This window comes from Romboutsia sp., assembly GCF_035470145.1.
Lineage (GTDB): Bacteria > Bacillota > Clostridia > Peptostreptococcales > Peptostreptococcaceae > Romboutsia_D.
Genome location: NZ_DATIRC010000168.1, coordinates 1 through 19148, shown reverse-complemented (window position 1 = coordinate 19148; position 19148 = coordinate 1). Strand labels below are relative to the sequence as shown.

Here is a 19148-nt window from a genome sequence, read left to right as displayed (position 1 = left end):
TTTAAAGAAGGTGATATTATGGCCACTGTTCAAACTTTAGATAATATAAGAGCAAGTTTGGAAAGATACTTAGGTAAGAAAATATTACTTAAGGCTAACAAAGGAAGAAAACAGATTGTTACCAAAAAAGGAATACTAGAAAAAGTTTATCCAAGTGTGTTTGTTGTAAAATTAGATGATGACGGAAGTGGATATTCGAGAGTATCATATAGTTATTCAGATTTATTGACATCTAATGTAAAGTTGCAAGTATTTAAAGATCAAAATAAATTACATGTAAGTTAAAATTATACCTATTAAAAATAGGTGTAATTTTTTTTTTGTTCCTGAAATATAAATATAGTGTGATAGTTTTATTTAATACAGGGGGGACAAATATGGAATTAATTAAAGATGTAATTAAGGTGGATAATAGAATAGACTTTGGCAAATTTCAAACATTTATAGAAACAGAGGCTGTTGTACCAGATAAGAAATCAGATGTTTATGATATTGTAAAAACTGAAGGGTACATATCTATTAAAAAGATAGAAGTTGCAGACGGAAAGATCGTTTGTAGAGGGAGTTTTAATTATAATGTAATTTATATTACAGATGATAAAAACACAGTTTCTAGTGTAGATGGAAAGATAGACATAAATGAAGTTATAGAAAAAGATAATATAATTCAAGATATGGAATATATGCTATTCCCAGAAATCGAACATGTAGATTGTACAATAATGAATGAAAGAAAAATAAGAGTAGGTGCTCTTATGAATATAAGAGGTAGCTTATTTGATAAACAAAAACTAGATATAATAAAAGATGTATCTCAGGTAGAAGGTATACAAAAATATAGAAAAGAAATAAACTACCAAGATATTATAGGGATAGAAAAATCAGAAAGTGTAATAAGAGATACTATAACTATAAATACTGAAGAATTACAATCTATAATAAGTTTGAATCCGTATACTAGAATAAAAGAAAGTAGAGTAGCTGACAATAAGGTTATAATAGGGGGAGTAGTAGAATTAAATCCATTAGCTTGTACATATGATGGTGAGCTAGTTGAATTAGATAGAATAGGAATAGACTTTACTCAATTTATAGAAGTTCCAGGGGTTTGTGATGGAATGACAGAAGAAACTTTATTATCTATGGGAGATTTTAATTATACATTTAAACAAAATGGAGAGAACAATGCAGGTATATTGGAAATAGATTGCACAGTAGGTTGCAAGGTTAAAGTAACGGATGAAATAACAAGAGAAGTTTTACAAGATGCTTACTCTCCACAAAAAATAATAAAATTTGATCATAGATCAATAGAAGTTAATAAAACTTTAAACAGTGGAACAGAAACTTTTATTGTAAGAGAAAGTATAAAGAACGCTAATGACGATATACAAATAAAAGATATAGTTAGTGTATGCCCAAGTATATCTATAGAAAATGCTTATATAGAAGAAGATAAAAGTATAATACAAGGTATAATAAAAGTAGATATACTATATGTTCCGGTAGAAGGGTTAAAAATAGTTTACAAGATAAGTGAAGAAATACCTTTTGAACATGATACAGTAATAGAAAACTTAACAGATACTTGTAAGGTATTCAGTACAGCATGTATAGAAAAAGTAGATGTAGATTTAAATAGAGATCAAATAGATTTAAGTATAAAAGTTAAAAGATTTACAGAGGCTGTAGACAAGAAATCGGAAAGCTTTATAGTAAAAGGTGACGATCTTGGTGTATATGATTTATCTAAAGCTCCAAGTATAATAGTTTATATATGTAAAGAAGGAGATAATCTTTGGAATATAGCTAAGAAATATAACACAACTGAATCTGAAATAGCTGAATTAAATGAGCTAAAAATGGAAGAACCATTAAGTCCAGGAAAATGTTTAATACTAGAAAAGAAAGTTATTTTAGCAGATTAGTATAATATAAAAAAAATAATAGGGGATTATAATCCCCTATTATTTTTTTTTGTAGTATAATATTAATAGTTAGAAATGCATTATAATATATACAAGGAGGCTACAATGAATTCTATAGAGTTAAAAAGTAGAGCTAAAATAAATTTATCCATAGATGTATTAGGAAAAAGAGAAGATGGATATCATTTAGTCGAGATGATAATGCAGACAATCGATTTATATGACACCATAAAAATAAAAGAATTAAGTACGGAAGATATAATTATAAAAAGCAATAGTTCTGATATACCATTAGATGATAATAATATTGTTTATAAAGCTATTAATTTATTGAAAAATAAATTCAACATAAATAAAGGTGTGGAAGTATTTATACAAAAAAACATTCCGATAGCAGCAGGGATGGCTGGAGGAAGTTCAAATGCAGCTGCAGTTTTAGTAGGACTTAATAAAATATGGGAGCTGAATTTATCAGAAGTAGAGTTACAAGAAATAGGGTTTAACTTAGGAGCAGACGTACCATTCTGCATTTTGGGAAGAGCTGCTTTAGCACAAGGGGTAGGAGAAAAATTAACCTACATAAAAGGTTTACCTAAAAATGTTAGTATATTAGTGTGCAAGCCTAATTTATTTGTATCTACTAAAAAAGTCTACGAAGGGTTAGATTTAAAAAATATTCAAAGTAGGCCAGATAATAAATTCTTAATAGATTGTCTAAACAAAGGAGATATAAAACCTGTAGCAGAAAATATGGTTAATGTTCTTGAAACTGTAACAAGTAAATATCATAAAGAAATAAAAGAAATAGAAGATATTATGATGAAAAGTAATGCTTTAGGATCTATGATGAGTGGTAGTGGACCGACAGTATTCGGTTTATTTGAAAAAAAAGAGGATGCCTTAAAAGGTGAAAAAATGTTATTAGAAAAATACTCTCAAGTATATGTTGTTAATAGTAGTGAAAAAGGAGTTGAGATTAATGGATAATTTAACTAAACTAAATTTGGATGATTATAAACCATTAAGGGATGTAGTATTTGAAAACTTAAGAGAAGCAATAGTAGAAGGGAAACTGAAACCTGGACAAAGATTAATGGAAGTTCAGTTAGCAGAGCAATTAGGAGTAAGTAGGACACCAGTTAGAGAAGCCATAAGAAAGCTTGAATTAGAGGGATTAGTTATTATGCTTCCTAGAAAAGGAGCTTATGTAGCGAATATGTCTTTAAAAGATATAATCGATGTATTAGAAATTAGAGCTAGTTTAGAAGGATTAGCAGCATCATTAGCAGCAGAAAGAATAAACTCTGATGATATTAAAAAACTTGAAAAAATAGCTAAAGATTTTGAGCAAAGTGTTAATAATTCAGATGTAGATATTTTACTTAAAAAAGACGTTGAGTTCCATGAATGCATATTTAAAGCTACTAATAATAAAAAGTTACATCAGTTAATAACTTCGTTATGGGAACAAGTATATAGGTTTAGAGTAACTTATGTTTCTGATTTTGATTCGTCTGCAAATCTAATAAAAGAGCACAAACTTATTTTAGATGCAATTAAAAAAGGTGATACTGAGCTTGCAAAAAAATACGCTACAGAGCATATAGAAAATGCAGAGCAATTTATGATAGAAAGAGCAATGCATAATAAACATCTTTAAAAAAAGAGGGTTAGACCTTCTTTTTTTTTATTTTTGTATAAATGAAATTAAATTGGATATACTCAAAATAGAAATATTTTGAGGGGGAATTAACTATGAATAAAATTAAAATTAGATTAATAATATTAATTCTGAGTTTTATAGGGATTATATCAATAATGACTATGACGATAAGTGGGGAAACAAAAAAAATAGATTCAATATCAGAAAATTACAAAGATAAGTTAATAAGGTTTCATGTTATAGCAAATAGCAATTCAGATGAAGATCAACAATTAAAGCTTAAGGTTAGAGATGAAATTATAAGATATTTGCAGCCAAAGTTAATAAATTCAAGCAGCATAGCTGAAAGTGAAGAAATTATAAAAAAAGAATATAGTGAATTGGAAGAAATAAGTAAAAATATTATTTTAGAAAATGGATATAATTATGACGTAAAGGTAGGAATTCAATATAGTACATTTCCTACAAAACAATACTCTAGTGTAATACTTCCAGCAGGTGAATATAAGGCATTAAAAATAGTTATAGGACAAGGTCAAGGTAAAAATTGGTGGTGTGTTATGTTTCCTCCATTATGTTTTGTAGATGAAGAAAGTGGAGTAATAGACAAGGATACAGACGAAAAGTTAAAAGAGATTTTAACTGAGGAGGAATACAAATTAATAACACAAAAAACAGAAAAAGATATGAGTAGAATGAAAGTTAAATTTAAAATAGTTGAAATATTAGAGTCAATATTATAAAAATCAAAAATTAAAAGGAGTGACTTTAACTATGGATAGGTGCTATAAGTTTATAGTATCACTATTAGTTTTAACTTATGTATTGGTACCCAAAAATCAAGTTTTAGCATTAGATATAGATTCACGAAATAATCAGGGAATACCTGCAGTACAAATAAAATCTACAACACAACAAAAAAGGGAAGTAATAAGTATAACAAGTGATGAAATGTTATTATTATCTAAGTTAGTTACAGGAGAAGCCAGAGGAGAAAGTTATGAAGGTCAAGTTGCAGTAGCAGCCGTAGTTATAAATAGAGTTAAAGATTCAAGATTTCCAAATAGTATAAAAGATGTTATATACCAAAAAAATGCATTTTCTGTAGTCAAAGATGGATCGATAAATATGCAACCTACTGAAAATGCATATAAGGCTGCTGAGGAAGCTTTATACGGATTAGATCCAACTAATAAAGCAATTTATTTTTGGAACCCAGATATAGCTACGTGTCAGTGGATAAGAACACTAGACCCATATATGAGAATAGGGAATCATGTATTTGCTAAATAATTATATAAGATACTGAAAATTTAGTTAAAGGAGCTTTTGCTCCTTTATTTTTTTATTAAAATAAACTATAATAATCATTTAGATAATAAAATGCATATAATATTTGATACTAATAAATATAAAGCAGGAAGGTGAGCAAAATTATGGATAAACTTAATGTAGCTTTAATATTTGGTGGAAAGTCAGGAGAGCATGAGGTTTCATTAGCATCATCAGCTTCGATATATACTCATATTGATAAAAATAAATACAATGTTTTTACTATAGGAATAACTAAAGATGGAAGATGGATGTATTACGAAGGAAGCGAAGAAAATATAAAAAATGGGGAATGGGTTAATTTAGCTAATAAAAATGTTGAAATTAATTTAGTTCCAGTTGGAAATAGAGAAGTAGGAATAGTATTTGAAGATGGAAGAGTAGAAAAGATAGACGTATTATTCCCTGTTCTACATGGACCTTATGGAGAGGATGGAACTATTCAAGGGTTATTTGAAATAAGCCAAATACCATATGTGGGTTGTGGAGTTTTAGCTTCAAGTGTAGGTATGGATAAACTTATCTGTAAGAAAGTTTTTTCACAAATAGGATTGCCTCAGGTTAATTACACGTACACAAATAAATGGTCATTTAACAAAAATATAGAAGCGGAATTAAATAATATAGAATCAAAATTAAATTATCCTATTTTTGTTAAGCCAGCTAACTTAGGTTCAAGTGTAGGAATTTCAAAGGCAAATAATAGAGAAGAACTTTTAAATGGAATAAATGAGGCATTAAAATTTGATGCTAGAATAGTTTTAGAACAGGGAATAGATGCTAGAGAAATAGAAGTTTCAGTGCTTGGAAATGATGAAGTTAAAGCATCTATAGCAGGAGAAATAAAACCAGCTAAAGATTTTTATGATTATGAAGACAAATATATAAATGGCGCATCAACATATGATATACCAGCGAATATAAATGATGTGGATATGGAAAATATAAGAAGAATGGCTATAGAAGCATTTAAAGGTATAGATGGAAAAGGTCTTTCTAGAGTTGACTTCTTTATCGATAAAAATTCAGGAGAAATATTTATAAATGAAATAAATACTTTACCAGGGTTTACAAGTATAAGTATGTATCCTAAAATGTGGGAAGCTACAGGATTAGAGTACTCTAGTCTTATAGACAGTCTTATAGAATTAGCTTTAGACGCTAAGAAGTAAAGTGGGTGTGAAAAATGAGTGATAGACCTATTGGTGTATTTGATTCGGGATTAGGTGGATTGACGGTTCTAAAGGAAATTATGAAAATATTACCTAATGAAAATATAGTTTACTTTGGAGATACCGCTAGGGTACCTTATGGACCAAGATCAAAAGAAACAGTAATAAAATACACATTTCAAGCTATAAACTTTTTAATGTCTAAAAATGTAAAGGCAATAGTTATAGCGTGTAATACAGCAACAGCTAGAAGTTTAAGAGAAGCAAATGAAAGATATGATATACCTATAATTGGGGTTATAGAAGCTGGAGCTAGGACAGCAGCATACTCTACTAAAAATAAAATTGTAGGAATTATTGGAACAGAAGGAACAATTCGTTCAAAAGCTTATAACTTAGAAATAGGAAAGATAGATAAAGAAATTAAGATAATTGATAAAGCATGTCCTTTATTTGTACCTATAGTAGAAGAAGGGTGGTCAAATACAGAAATTGCATCATTAACTGCTCAAAAATATTTAGAAGAGTTAATAAATCAAGGGATAGATTCTTTAGTCTTAGGATGTACTCACTATCCCTTATTAAAAAGAACTATAGGAGAAATAGTAGGAAAAGATATAAAATTAGTAAATCCAGCTAAAGAAACAGCTGAAGACCTAAAAAAAATATTACAAGATCAGGAATTAGTAAGATTAAGTGAAAGTATTAAACCATCATATGAATACTATGTGTCTGATATACCTGAGAAGTTTGCTAATATAGGCGAAGAATTCTTAAAAAAGGAAATTCAAGATATAAAAAATGTAGAGATACAAAAATATTAGTTGAATAAGTATAAACTTTAGACTGTATAGTCTAAAGTTTATACTTATTTAGGAGGTAAATGATTATGAATGCAAAAGTTAATATAGTTACAAAACAATATGATGAAAATGGAAAATTAGATATTATAAAGTTAAATACAACTGCTGATGTATACTATAAAAATAATGATATATATGTAGTTTATAAAGAAGAGGAAGAAGGAAATAAAACAACAAGTACAATAAAAATATCTGAAAATGAAGTTAGTATAAAAAGATTTGGAAATACGAACTCTAATATGAGTTTTAAAAAAGACAATATTGATGAGATTAAATATAGAACACCTCAAGGTTTGTTCATAATAGAAACAAAAACTACAAAATTAAAAATAGATAAAAATGAAGAAAAATGCATAAAATTAGATATAGATTACGATATTAAAATTATGGATTTATTTAAAGGCAAAAATAAAATAAATATTTTAGTAGAAATAAAAGAATAATATATATTTGTAAAAACTAATGTTGTGATATCTAATTGTATAAATTTTATAAAGGTAGTTAAAGTACTACCTTTTATTTAATTTATTTGGTATTATAATAATTATACTAAACTTTGTATGTTTTAAAAAAAGATACAAGGGTTTATGGTTTTTTTATAGAAACTATACATAAAAGTTAATAAAAACTAAATGTAAGAGGTATAAATATGATTTTAGAAAAAGTACTAAGTACTATAAATAAATATAATTTAATAGAAGATGGTGACAAAATAGTATTGGGACTTTCTGGAGGTCCAGATTCAGTTTGTTTACTACATATACTTTATAGATTAAAAGAAATATTAAATATAGAAGTATATGCAGCACATCTAAATCATCAAATAAGAGGAATAGAAGCACAAAAAGATGCATTATACATATCACAAATTTGTGAAGATTTAGGAATTACGTCTTTTGTTAAGTCTATAAATGTTCCACAATATTGTAAAGAAAATGGATTATCTATAGAAGAAGGCGCTAGAAAGCTTAGATATGAAATGTTTGAAGAAATAAAACAAAAAACAAAATCAAACAAAATAGCGATAGGACATAATTTAAATGATCAAGCAGAAACTATTTTAATGAGAGTTATGAGAGGAACAGGACTTCAAGGTTTAAGAGGTATAGAATACATAAGAGATAATGGAATAATAAGACCTATTTTAGATATAGAAAGAAGTGAAATAGAAGCTTATTGTGATAAATATGAATTAAATCCTAGGATAGATAAAACAAATTTACAAACTATATATACTAGAAATAAAATAAGATTAGAACTCATACCATATATGAAGGATAATTTTAACCCTAGTGTAATAGAATCTATAGTAAGAATGAGTAAAAGTTTAAAAAGTGATAGTGACTATATTGAATATGAAGCGAAACTTAAATTTAAAGAGGTTTCGAGTTTAAATTCTGATTCAGTAGAAATAAATTTACAAAAATATGTGAACTTACATGATGCTATTAAGGTTAGGGTTTTAAGAAATGGAATAAAGCACATATTAGGTGATACTAATTTTGTAGACCAAAGACATATAGAAGATGTCATGGAATTAGAAAATGAAAATAAAATAAATAAAATGATAACTCTCCCAAGAGGAATTTTTGCATATAGAAGAAAAAATATCATAATATTAACTACAAAAGAAATAGTTAGTGAAGATATAGATTTTTGCTATAATATACCTAGTAATGGATTTATTAAAATAAAAGAGTTAAATTTAGTTTTAGAAACCCAAACAATGAGTATAGATAGATACAAAAGTATAAAAGTAGATAAGACATCTAAAGGGTTTGATTTTAGCAAAGTAAAAGGGGGTATAGTTGTAAGGAGTAGAAATCAAGGTGATAAAATAAAACTTGCTGCAGGTAGTAAAAAAATTAAAGAATTATTTATAGATTTAAAAATCCCAAGAGAAGACAGATGCAAAATTCCTGTAGTAACAGATGATGAGGGCATACTGTGTGTAGGTGATTATAAAACTAGTGAAAATTATAAAATTGATTCAAAAACAAAAGAAGTCTTAAAGATTAGCTTTAAGAAACTATAGAATAAAACAATGTATGAAAGGAGGGCTTCTTTTGAATAAATTTTTCAAGGGAATCGGTTTCTACCTACTAATTCTTATAATCATAGTAGGAATAGTGCAGTTTTCAGGTAAGCCTACAGAAAAGATAGAGCCAATGGAATTCTCTAAAGTATATAGAGAATTATCAGATGGGAATGTATCGAGGCTATATTTTATAAATGAAACTGCGGTAGAAGGAACTATAAAAGATAAAAATATTAAGTTTAGATCATATGTGCCAAAAGAAATAATGGGAGATAAACTTGCTGATGAGGTTTTAGCGCAAGCTAAAGAAGGTAAGTTAGTACTTGGTGGAGAAGCAAAACCGTCAGCACCGTGGTTTGTAGAAATGTTACCAACATTACTATTAATATTCTTCATGGTAATTCTTTGGTTTGTTTTCATGAATCAGTCTCAAGGTGGAGGCGGAAAGGTTATGAATTTTGGTAAATCAAAGGCTAAAGTACATAAAGATGATGAAAAAACTAGAGTTGCGTTTAAGGATGTAGCTGGATTAAATGAAGAAAAAGAAGATTTACAAGAGGTTGTTGACTTCTTAAAAAATCCTAAAAAATATATTGATTTAGGTGCTAGAATACCAAAAGGTATACTTATGGTAGGGCCTCCTGGTACTGGTAAAACTTATTTATCAAGAGCAGTTGCTGGAGAAGCGGGGGTACCGTTTTTTAGTATAAGTGGTTCTGATTTCGTTGAAATGTTTGTTGGGGTAGGAGCTTCAAGAGTTAGAGATTTATTTGAGCAAGCTAAAAAGAATGCTCCAGCTATAATATTCATAGATGAAATAGATGCTGTTGGTAGAAAAAGAGGAGCTGGCCTTGGTGGAGGTCATGATGAAAGAGAACAAACTCTAAATCAATTATTAGTTGAGATGGATGGATTTGGTGTAAACCAAGGCATAATAATAATGGCTGCTACAAATAGACCTGATATACTTGACCCAGCGTTACTTAGACCAGGTAGATTTGACAGACAGGTTGTTGTTGGAGCACCAGATGTTAAAGGGAGAGAGGCAATATTCAAAGTTCACTCTAAGAATAAACCATTAGCAAATGATGTTAAGGTAGAAGTTTTAGCAAGAAGAACTCCTGGATTTACTCCTGCTGATATAGAAAACTTAATGAATGAAGCTGCTATATTAACAGCTAGAAAAAGAGAAAAGAAGATTCAAATGGAAACTATAGAAGAAGCTATAACAAAAGTTATAGCAGGGGTTGCTAAGAAGTCTAGAGTTATAAGTGAGCCAGAAAGAAGACTTACAGCTTATCATGAAGCGGGTCATGCAGTTTGTGCCCATGTACTTAATAATGTAAGCCCAGTTCATCAGGTTACAATAGTTCCAAGGGGTATGGCTGGTGGATTTACTATGCAACTTCCTGTAGAAGATAAATTCTACGCTACTAAGAATGAAATGAAGGAAAATATAATTGTATTACTTGGTGGTAGGGTAGCTGAAGAGTTAGTACTAGACGATATATCTACTGGTGCATCAAATGACTTAGAAAGAGTAGCTGCTACTGCAAGAAATATGGTTACTAAGTACGGAATGAGTTCGAAACTTGGGCCAATGGCATTTGGTGATGGTGATGGTGAAGTCTTCTTAGGTAATAGCTTTGCAACTAAGAGAAATTACTCTGAAGAAGTAGCTTCTGAGATAGACAAAGAAATAAGAAAAATTGTTGATAATTCATATATAGAAACTAAGAAATTACTAGAAGACAATATGGATAAATTAGAGTATATAGCTCAAGCTTTATTAGTTTATGAAACTCTAGATGCAAATCAATTTATAAAAGCATTCAATAAAGAGTTATCATTAGATGTGATTGACGATAAAAAAGAAGATGCATCAGCAATAACATTAGATAAAAAAGAAGACTTATCTGAAGAGGTTGTATCTAATGAAGATTTAGCAAAGAAGGAAATAATTGAAAATACTGTAGAAGACATAAATGATATAGATGAAAATAAATAATTAATGAAAATAGGACTTAGATTTTAGGTCCTATTTTTATTGCTTAAACAGCAAAAAATATTATATAGGAGCTCTAAATTTATTAACTACATAAATGAAGAGAAATTAAAATGAGTAAACAACTTGAAACTATTAAATAAATATCCTTTTACAAGAGGGAGGGGTAACATCAATAGCACAACAACCAGAGAATAACATTATGAGAGTTATTATACAGGCTTTAGCGGCGGTATTAGGAGGGAATTAATCATTATATACAAACTCAAGATACAAAGCTTTGTCATTGCCAACAGCGGATTCAGTAACTATAGTTCTTAGAGCACAACAGATTATACGTAAAAAAAGTGGAGTGTGTGATACTAAGGAAAGGATATATAATGAGTAATGATACATTTAGATATGAATCATGAGGAGCTAATATAGCGCTTTGTCACCCTAAATCAAAATATATAACATGATAGGAATTTTTTGATAGGATTAAGATAAAAATTAATTGAAGGAAATATTTTAAATATAAATATTTAAAAATTTAATTCATAAGGTATAATTAGTTATTAGATATGAAAATTGCATTAAATAGAGGTGTAATATGAGAGATAAAATAATAGAAATTATATTGAATAATCAAGACGAATTTACTTCGGGAGAAGAGTTATCTAAGCGACTGGGTATATCTAGAGCAGGTATATGGAAACATATAAAAGCTTTAAAAGAACAGGGTTACAATATTGAATCGGTGAACAAAAAGGGATATAAATTAATAGAAAAACCAGGTGATTTATTAACTTATAAAAATATTTGCCATGAATTAAATACTAAGTTCATAGGGAATAAAATAATACACTTTGATACAATAGACTCTACTAATGATTATGCAAAAGAAATAGCATCGGCAACAAATGAAGGAACTGTGGTTATTAGCGAAGAACAAACAAAAGGAAAAGGTAGATTAAGTAGACATTGGCACTCTAAATCTAATGAGGGAATATGGATGAGTATTGTGTTAAAGCCTAATATAATGCCATATAAAGCTCCATTTATAACATTAATAGCAGGGGCAAGTATATCAAGTGCATTAAATAATTTAGGTGTGAAAACATTGATAAAATGGCCTAATGACATAATATTAAATAACAAGAAAATATCAGGAATACTTACAGAACTATCTGCTGAAATTGAAAGAGTAAATCATATTGTGTTGGGAATTGGAATAAATGTAAAAACAATGGATTTTTCCCAGGAAATATCTGATATAGCAACATCATTATATAAAGAAAATTATAAAATATCTAGGGTGGATATAGTGAGAAATATTTTTACTGAATTTGAGAATCTATATTTAGACTATATTAACAATAATTCAAAAGATAAAACTTTGGATATATGTAGGAAATACTCAGCTATAATAGGGAAAGATATATATATATTACAAGGTGACGATAAAGAATTGGTAAAGTGCTTAGATATAAATGAAGATGGAAATTTAGTTGTGGAAAAACAAGATAAAACCATAAGAGAAATAATGTCAGGAGAAGTTTCTATAAGGGGTGTTAAAGGGTATGTATAACAATATACTAGATGTAAAAGGTTTAAAAGTAGGACAAGTAGAAGATGCAGAAGGATTAACGGGTTGTACGGTTGTAATATGCGAAGAAGGTGCAGTTTGTGGTGTAGATGTTAGAGGGGCAGCACCAGGAACTAGAGAAACTGACTTACTAGATCCGATAAATATGATTCAAAAAGTACATGCAGTGGTATTATCTGGAGGGTCAGCATTTGGATTAGAATCTACATGCGGTGTTAGCAAATATTTAGAAGAACAAAATATAGGTTTTGATGTAGGTGTTGCTAAAGTGCCGATAGTTGTAGGAGCTGTATTATTTGACTTGGCGGTAGGTGACCCTAAATGTAGACCTAACATAGATATGGGCTATAGAGCCTGTGAAATAGCGAGTACAACTGAATTGAAACAAGGGAATTATGGTGCTGGATGTGGAGCTACAGTGGGCAAAATAAAAGGTCCAGACTATGCTATGAAAGGTGGTATAGGTAGTTATTCTATAAAATTACCAAATGGACTTGTAGTATCCGCTTTAATAGCTGTAAATGCATTAGGAGATGTATATGAAAATGGACAAATTATAGCAGGAGTATTAGATGATAATAAGTCAAAAACACTTAGTACATATGAAATTATGAAGAGCGGAATTGCTAAAGGTGGATTTAGTATTGATAATACTACAATAGGAGTAATAGCAACTAATGCAAAACTAACAAAGGCGGAGTGCAAAAAAGTATCTCAAGTAGGTCATAATGGATATGCAAAAACTATATTTCCTATACATACTCCTCATGATGGAGATACTATATTTACAATGGCAACAGGTGAAATTGAGACAGATATAACATTATTAAGTTCTATAGCGACAGAAGTAGTAGAAAAAAGTGTTATAAATGCAATAAAAAATGCTAATTCTGTAAAAAACATACTTGCATATAAAGATATATCTTGCGAATAAGAGTTGTTGACAATCTCATGCGCTATTGATAAAATTATTTTTGTTACAGCTGGTATCCAAATTAATTTGGAGCTTGACTTGACATAAATATAATGGCATAAATCAGCTAAACTAAAAAAAGTCCGGCATCTTTTATGAGCTGGAACGGAGGTGTATTTTTTATGATGAACACACAATCATCAGCAACAAAAAAAGTAAATGTAAGAAGAATGACAGTGATAGGGGTTTTATCAGCAATATCTATCATGTTATCTATGATTCCAGGTATAGGATATATACCTATAGGCCCTACTAATGCAACTATAATGCATATACCAGTTATTATTGGTGCGATTATAGAAGGTCCTATAGTTGGAGCTACAGTAGGATTTATATTCGGTCTAACAAGTCTTTTAAAAGCATTAACAGCACCAACTGTAACATCTTTTGCTTTTATGAATCCATTAGTATCTATACTTCCAAGAGTGTTGATAGGAATACTAACATATTATATATATGAATTAGTTATGAAAGTAACTAAAAGGGTGTATGTATCTGGATTAGTAGCAGGAGCTTTAGGTTCTTTAGTAAACACAGTAGGTGTTTTAAGTATGATTTATATTTTATATGCTGGAAGATTTGCTGAAGCTTGTGGAGCAAGTGCCTCCGCTGCAGGGAAGTTTATATTTACGATTGGAACTACTAATGGTATACCTGAAGCTATAGTTTCAGCTTTAGTAGTATCTGCTGTTGTAGTGTCTCTAAAAAAAGTCATTAAAAGGTAGAAGGAAGGTTAAAATAGATGCTTTTAGTATTTGACGTTGGGAATACCAATATGGTTTTAGGTATATATAAGAATAAAGAATTAATAAAATATTGGAGAATTAATACTGATAAAGAAAAAACATCAGACGAGTATGGCATGCTTATAAATAATTTATTCCAATATGAAAATATAGATATGAAATCTATAGATGATGTTATAATATCATCTGTAGTACCTAATGTTATGCATTCTCTTGAAAATTTTTGCATAAAATATTGCAACAAACAACCTAAAGTAGTAGGTCCTGGGATAAAAACAGGATTAAATATAAAATATGATAATCCTAAGCAAGTTGGTGCGGACAGAATAGTAAATGCTGTTGCAGGGATTGAAAAATATGGATATCCCTTAATAATGGTAGACTTTGGAACTGCCACTACATTCTGCGCTATATCTGATAAAGGAGAATACTTAGGTGGAACTATAGCTCCAGGTATAAAAATATCAAGTGAAGCATTATTCCAAAGAGCGTCAAAGCTTCCGAGGGTTGAGTTGGTTAAACCAGGTTCAACTATATGTAAAAGTACTGTATCAGCTATGCAATCAGGTATAATATATGGGTACGTAGGATTAGTTGATAAAATAATAGAAATGATGAAAAAAGAATTAGGCAACGATGACGTAAAAGTAATAGCAACGGGAGGCCTAGCAACTCTTATTGCGTCAGAAACTAAAAGTATAGATAATGTAGATAGATTTTTAACTTTAGAAGGTTTAAGAATTATACATGATAAAAATAGAGAATAGTAGCAAGGAATTGGGTTATATATCCAGTTCCTTTTTTGCAATAATAGGTAAACTTATGGATATATAGTAATAAAATTTACAACTTATAGGAGGAGACAAATGATAAAAATAGGTAATGTTGAATTAAAAAATAAAGTTTTTTTATCACCTATGGCAGGTGTTACAGATCTTCCATTTAGATTAATATGTAAAGAACAAAACTGTGGAATGCTTTATACTGAAATGATAAATGCAAAAGCTTTATGTTATGATGATGAAAATACAAAAAAGATGTTAAAAATAGAAGAAGAGGAACATCCAGTTGCTGTTCAAATATTTGGATCAGACCCTGAATTTATGGGAAGAGCTGCTCAAATAATGAATGAATACCCAAATGAAATACTAGACATAAATATGGGATGTCCGGCTCCTAAGGTTGTAAAAAACGGAGATGGTTCTGCTCTTATGAAAAATCCTAAATTAGCAGAAGAAGTATTAAAGGCAGTAGTTAAAAACTCTAAAAAACCAGTCACTTTAAAGATAAGAAAAGGTTGGGATGACCAAAGTGTAAATGCAGTAGAAATATCAAAAATTGCTGAGGCATGTGGTATAAGTGCTTTAGCTATACATGGAAGAACTAGAGAACAATATTATTCAGGAAAAGCAGATTGGGATATAATAACTAAAATAAAGGAAAATATAAGTATACCAGTTATAGGTAATGGAGATGTATTTACAGTAGAGGATGCTATAAATATGTTAGACAAAACTAATTGTGATGCTATAATGATAGGTAGAGGATCACAAGGAAATCCTTGGATATTCAAGAGAATAAACCATTATATACAAACGGGCGAAATATTACCAGAACCTACTATAGAGGAAAAAATAAATACTGCTATAAAACATTTAGGACTTGCAGTAGAAGAACATGGAGAATATATTGCTGTAAGAGAAATGAGAAAACATATTGCATGGTATTTAAAAGGTCTTAGAAATTCTGCTAGAGTAAGAGATGAAGTTAATAAGATAGAAAGTTACGAAGATGTAGTGAATAAGCTTAAGGCATACATGCAAGACTGCTTGACATTAGAATAAGAGTAACTTATAATATAGCGCATAAATTAAAACAAAGTATATAAAAAATTTAAATAAAATTGGGAAAAATCCTAATACATAGTGAAGGAGTTGTAGGGGTTATGGAAGATAAGAAAGAAATACTGTTAACTCAAGAAGGATATCAAAAATTAGAAGAGGAGGTAGAACTTTTAAAGACGGTAAGAAGAAGAGAAGTTGCTGATAGGATAAAGGTAGCTATATCTTTTGGAGATATATCTGAGAACTCTGAGTATGATGAAGCTAAAAACGAGCAAGCTCAAGTAGAAGAAAGAATATTAAAATTAGAAAATATGATAAGAAGAGCTGTTATCATAGATGAAAGTAAAATAGATGTTAATGTTGTTACTATAGGTTCTATAGTAAAAGTAAAAGATGTTGAATATGATGAGGAAGTTGAATATGTGATAGTAGGTTCGGCGGAAGCTGATCCATATGAAGGAAGAATATCAAACGAATCACCAGTAGGAAAATCTCTTTTAGGAAGAAGCATAGGAGATGTTGTAGAAGTTCAAGTTCCAGATGGAGTTGCAAAGTTTGAAATATTAGAAATAAAAAGATAATCGGGAGGAAAACAAATGAACAATGATCAACAAAATGTTAATAATGACCAATTACAAGAAGATCTTAGTGAAGTTCTTCAAGTAAGAAGAGATAAGTTAGCTAAATTACAAGAAATGGGAAGGGATCCTTTCCATGTGAGTAGATATGACAGAACTAGTAACTCTATGGAAATAAAAAATGATTTTGAAAATTTCGAAGGAAAAGTAGTTAAGATAGCTGGTCGTATAATGAGCAAGAGAATCCAAGGTAAAGCAGGATTTATCGACATACAAGATCAAGAAGGAAGAATCCAATGTTATGTTAGATTAGATAGAATAGGAGAAGAAGAATATTCTATATTCTCTACATATGACATAGGTGACATATTAGGTGTAGAAGGTGAAGTATTCAAGACTAAGAAGGAAGAGATATCTATAAAAGCTAATGAAGTTGCATTATTATCTAAATCTCTTCAAATATTACCAGAAAAATATCATGGTTTAAAAGACCAAGATTTAAGATATAGACAAAGATATGTTGACTTAATAGTTAACCCAGAAGTAAAAAATGCTTTCTTAACAAGAACTAAAGCATTAAAAGCTTTAAGATCATATTTAGATACAAGAGGATTCTTAGAAGTTGAGACTCCTATATTAAATACTTCAGTTGGTGGAGCTAATGCTAGACCGTTTATAACGCATCACAATACGCTAGATATACCAATGTACCTAAGAATAGCTAACGAGTTATACTTAAAGAGACTTATAGTTGGTGGATTTGATAAAGTATATGAAATGGGAAGAATGTTTAGAAATGAAGGTATGTCTATAAAGCATAACCCAGAGTATACTGCTATAGAATTATACCAAGCATATGCGGATTATACAGATATGATGGAAATAACAGAAAATGTTATAGCTCATATGGCTGAAGCTGCAACAGGGAGTATGAAAGTGAATTATCAAGGTACTGAAATAGATTTCACTCCTCCGTGGAAAAGAATGACTATGGAAGATTGTGTTAAGGAATATACAGGTGTAGATTTCTCTAATATAAATACAGATGAAGAAGCTTTAAAGGTAGCTAAGGAAAAAGGAATAGAAATAACTCCTGGAATGAGAAGAGGAGAAGTTATAAATGCAATGTTTGAAGAGTTTGGAGAAGATAAATTAATCCAACCTACATTTATAACTCATCATCCAGTTGAAGTGTCTCCATTAGCGAAGAGAAATGTGGAAGACCCAAGAAGAACAGATAGATTTGAAGCTTTTGCAAATAAATGGGAATTAGCTAATGCATTCTCTGAGCTTAATGATCCAATTGACCAAAAAGGAAGATTCTTAGATCAATTAAGAAAAAGAGAATTAGGAGATGACGAAGCTTGTGATATGGATGAGGACTTCATAAATGCTCTAGAAGTAGGTTTACCTCCTACAGGAGGACTTGGAATAGGTATAGATAGAGTTATGATGCTATTAACTAACTCTCCATCTATAAGGGATGTTATATTGTTCCCTACAATGAAACCGATAGATAGTTCTTCAAATAAAATAGAAGAATAATCTATTTATTATAAAAGACTTATGCGAATTGAGTTTAATTTTGAGCATAAGTCTTTTTTTATATTAGAGAAATAAATTTTACATGATTTATTGATAGGTATAAATTATGAATTAGGCTATTAGCGTATTTTTTAATAAAATAAGCATAAATATTAAAATTATTGACCGGATAAAGTGAATTTTTCATTGTTAAAAAGTACATAAAGTATATTTTGTATAGTTTTTATTTGATATTTTTAACAGTAAATATTAAAAATTACTAAAGAATAGTGCAGATTAAATGTTTTTAATGAAAAAAAAACAGTCAAATTATTAGAATATAAAAGTACATAGAAGAATTTTTGTAAAGGAAAGTATCATAAAAATAAAGAACTTTATATAAAATAAAAAATTGGGGGTAAATTCTATGTCTCAAGTTATGAATTGGTTATGTTTAATATGTATTAGTTTTTTGGTGCTTGATGTTATGATTTATTTTTGTAAAGATGTAATAAAAATATTTAATAGTGTAGAAAATAAAAAGCGCAAACCTATTGTAAAAACTAAAGTTGCAACGGTTGAATATATATACGAAACTAAAATAGCAAAATAAAATTAAAAAAAATAAGAAAAACTATTGACGATATAGAAATGAGATGGTATAGTTATACTTGTCCTTAAGAAAAGGGCAAACAACAAAAACAAAAAGGCAAGACTGATTCAGAAAAGTATGATTGACGATGAGGTAGCCGATAAGAACTTTGAAAATTAAACAGTAGGTTAATTTATAGAATTTGAAACAAACCAAACAAACAAAGCCAGATATATAACAGTATCTGAGCCCGTTAAACTTTTATTTGAGAGTTTGATCCTGGCTCAGGATGAACGCTGGCG

General features: G+C 29.3%; 20 protein-coding genes. All 20 read left to right on the top strand.

The features are described 5' to 3' along the window. Positions 1-18 precede the first annotated feature (18 nt). Positions 19-285, top strand: coding sequence for a Veg family protein (locus tag VLM92_RS06795; protein WP_325275591.1), 267 nt, complete (start codon positions 19-21; stop codon positions 283-285). 92 nt (positions 286-377) lie between these two features. Continuing rightward, positions 378-1928 (top strand): DUF3794 and LysM peptidoglycan-binding domain-containing protein, encoded by a 1551-nt coding sequence (locus tag VLM92_RS06790; RefSeq protein ID WP_325275590.1) that lies wholly within the window; start codon positions 378-380, stop codon positions 1926-1928. Positions 1929-2033: 105 nt separating this feature from the next. Beyond that, a complete protein-coding gene (gene ispE, locus VLM92_RS06785) occupies positions 2034-2915 on the top strand; it encodes a 4-(cytidine 5'-diphospho)-2-C-methyl-D-erythritol kinase (RefSeq protein ID WP_325275589.1) in 882 nt (293 codons plus the stop codon). Then, complete coding sequence (locus VLM92_RS06780) at positions 2908-3588, top strand: GntR family transcriptional regulator (RefSeq protein WP_325275588.1); 681 nt, start codon at positions 2908-2910, stop codon at positions 3586-3588. The genes ispE and VLM92_RS06780 overlap by 8 nt, the downstream gene beginning before the upstream one ends. 95 nt (positions 3589-3683) lie before the next feature. Next, positions 3684-4334 carry a stage II sporulation protein R gene (spoIIR, locus tag VLM92_RS06775; RefSeq protein ID WP_325275587.1) on the top strand — a complete coding sequence of 217 codons (651 nt, stop codon included), beginning with the start codon at positions 3684-3686 and terminating at the stop codon, positions 4332-4334. Between the two features lie 31 nt (positions 4335-4365). Next, complete coding sequence (locus VLM92_RS06770; RefSeq protein WP_325275586.1) at positions 4366-4884, top strand: cell wall hydrolase; 519 nt, start codon at positions 4366-4368, stop codon at positions 4882-4884. Positions 4885-5027: 143 nt separating this feature from the next. Beyond that, entirely contained in the window at positions 5028-6095 is a 1068-nt protein-coding gene (locus VLM92_RS06765) for a D-alanine--D-alanine ligase family protein (protein WP_325275585.1), read from the top strand. 14 nt (positions 6096-6109) lie between these two features. Continuing rightward, entirely contained in the window at positions 6110-6919 is an 810-nt protein-coding gene (gene murI / locus VLM92_RS06760; protein ID WP_325275584.1) for a glutamate racemase, read from the top strand. Positions 6920-6984: 65 nt separating this feature from the next. Then, a complete protein-coding gene (locus VLM92_RS06755; protein WP_325275583.1) occupies positions 6985-7401 on the top strand; it encodes a DUF1934 domain-containing protein in 417 nt (138 codons plus the stop codon). A gap of 206 nt (positions 7402-7607) precedes the next feature. Further along, the gene (tilS, locus tag VLM92_RS06750) at positions 7608-8993 is read left to right on the top strand and encodes a tRNA lysidine(34) synthetase TilS (protein ID WP_325275582.1); all 1386 of its coding nucleotides are present in this window, start codon (positions 7608-7610) and stop codon (positions 8991-8993) included. Between the two features lie 31 nt (positions 8994-9024). Then, positions 9025-11004 (top strand): ATP-dependent zinc metalloprotease FtsH, encoded by a 1980-nt coding sequence (gene ftsH, locus VLM92_RS06745; protein WP_325275581.1) that lies wholly within the window; start codon positions 9025-9027, stop codon positions 11002-11004. Positions 11005-11140: 136 nt separating this feature from the next. After that, entirely contained in the window at positions 11141-11251 is a 111-nt protein-coding gene (locus VLM92_RS17265) for a methylmalonyl-CoA mutase family protein (protein ID WP_331681709.1), read from the top strand. Positions 11252-11593: 342 nt separating this feature from the next. Further along, on the top strand, positions 11594-12571 hold the full coding sequence (locus VLM92_RS06735) for a biotin--[acetyl-CoA-carboxylase] ligase (protein ID WP_325275580.1): 978 nt from the start codon (positions 11594-11596) through the stop codon (positions 12569-12571). Further along, entirely contained in the window at positions 12564-13523 is a 960-nt protein-coding gene (locus VLM92_RS06730) for a P1 family peptidase (protein ID WP_325275579.1), read from the top strand. The genes VLM92_RS06735 and VLM92_RS06730 overlap by 8 nt, the downstream gene beginning before the upstream one ends. Positions 13524-13657: 134 nt before the next feature. Further along, complete coding sequence (locus tag VLM92_RS06725; RefSeq protein ID WP_331681705.1) at positions 13658-14287, top strand: ECF transporter S component; 630 nt, start codon at positions 13658-13660, stop codon at positions 14285-14287. A 17-nt stretch (positions 14288-14304) separates the two neighbouring features. After that, positions 14305-15075 (top strand): type III pantothenate kinase, encoded by a 771-nt coding sequence (locus tag VLM92_RS06720; protein WP_325275578.1) that lies wholly within the window; start codon positions 14305-14307, stop codon positions 15073-15075. A 102-nt stretch (positions 15076-15177) separates the two neighbouring features. Continuing rightward, on the top strand, positions 15178-16152 hold the full coding sequence (dusB, locus tag VLM92_RS06715; protein ID WP_325275634.1) for a tRNA dihydrouridine synthase DusB: 975 nt from the start codon (positions 15178-15180) through the stop codon (positions 16150-16152). Positions 16153-16253: 101 nt separating this feature from the next. Next, positions 16254-16733, top strand: a complete 480-nt coding sequence (gene greA / locus VLM92_RS06710) for a transcription elongation factor GreA (protein ID WP_325275577.1) — start codon at positions 16254-16256, stop codon at positions 16731-16733. Between the two features lie 15 nt (positions 16734-16748). Then, positions 16749-18275 (top strand): lysine--tRNA ligase, encoded by a 1527-nt coding sequence (lysS, locus tag VLM92_RS06705; protein WP_325275576.1) that lies wholly within the window; start codon positions 16749-16751, stop codon positions 18273-18275. A gap of 406 nt (positions 18276-18681) precedes the next feature. Continuing rightward, positions 18682-18867 (top strand): hypothetical protein, encoded by a 186-nt coding sequence (locus VLM92_RS06700; RefSeq protein WP_325275575.1) that lies wholly within the window; start codon positions 18682-18684, stop codon positions 18865-18867. The last annotated feature ends 281 nt before the right edge of the window (positions 18868-19148 follow it).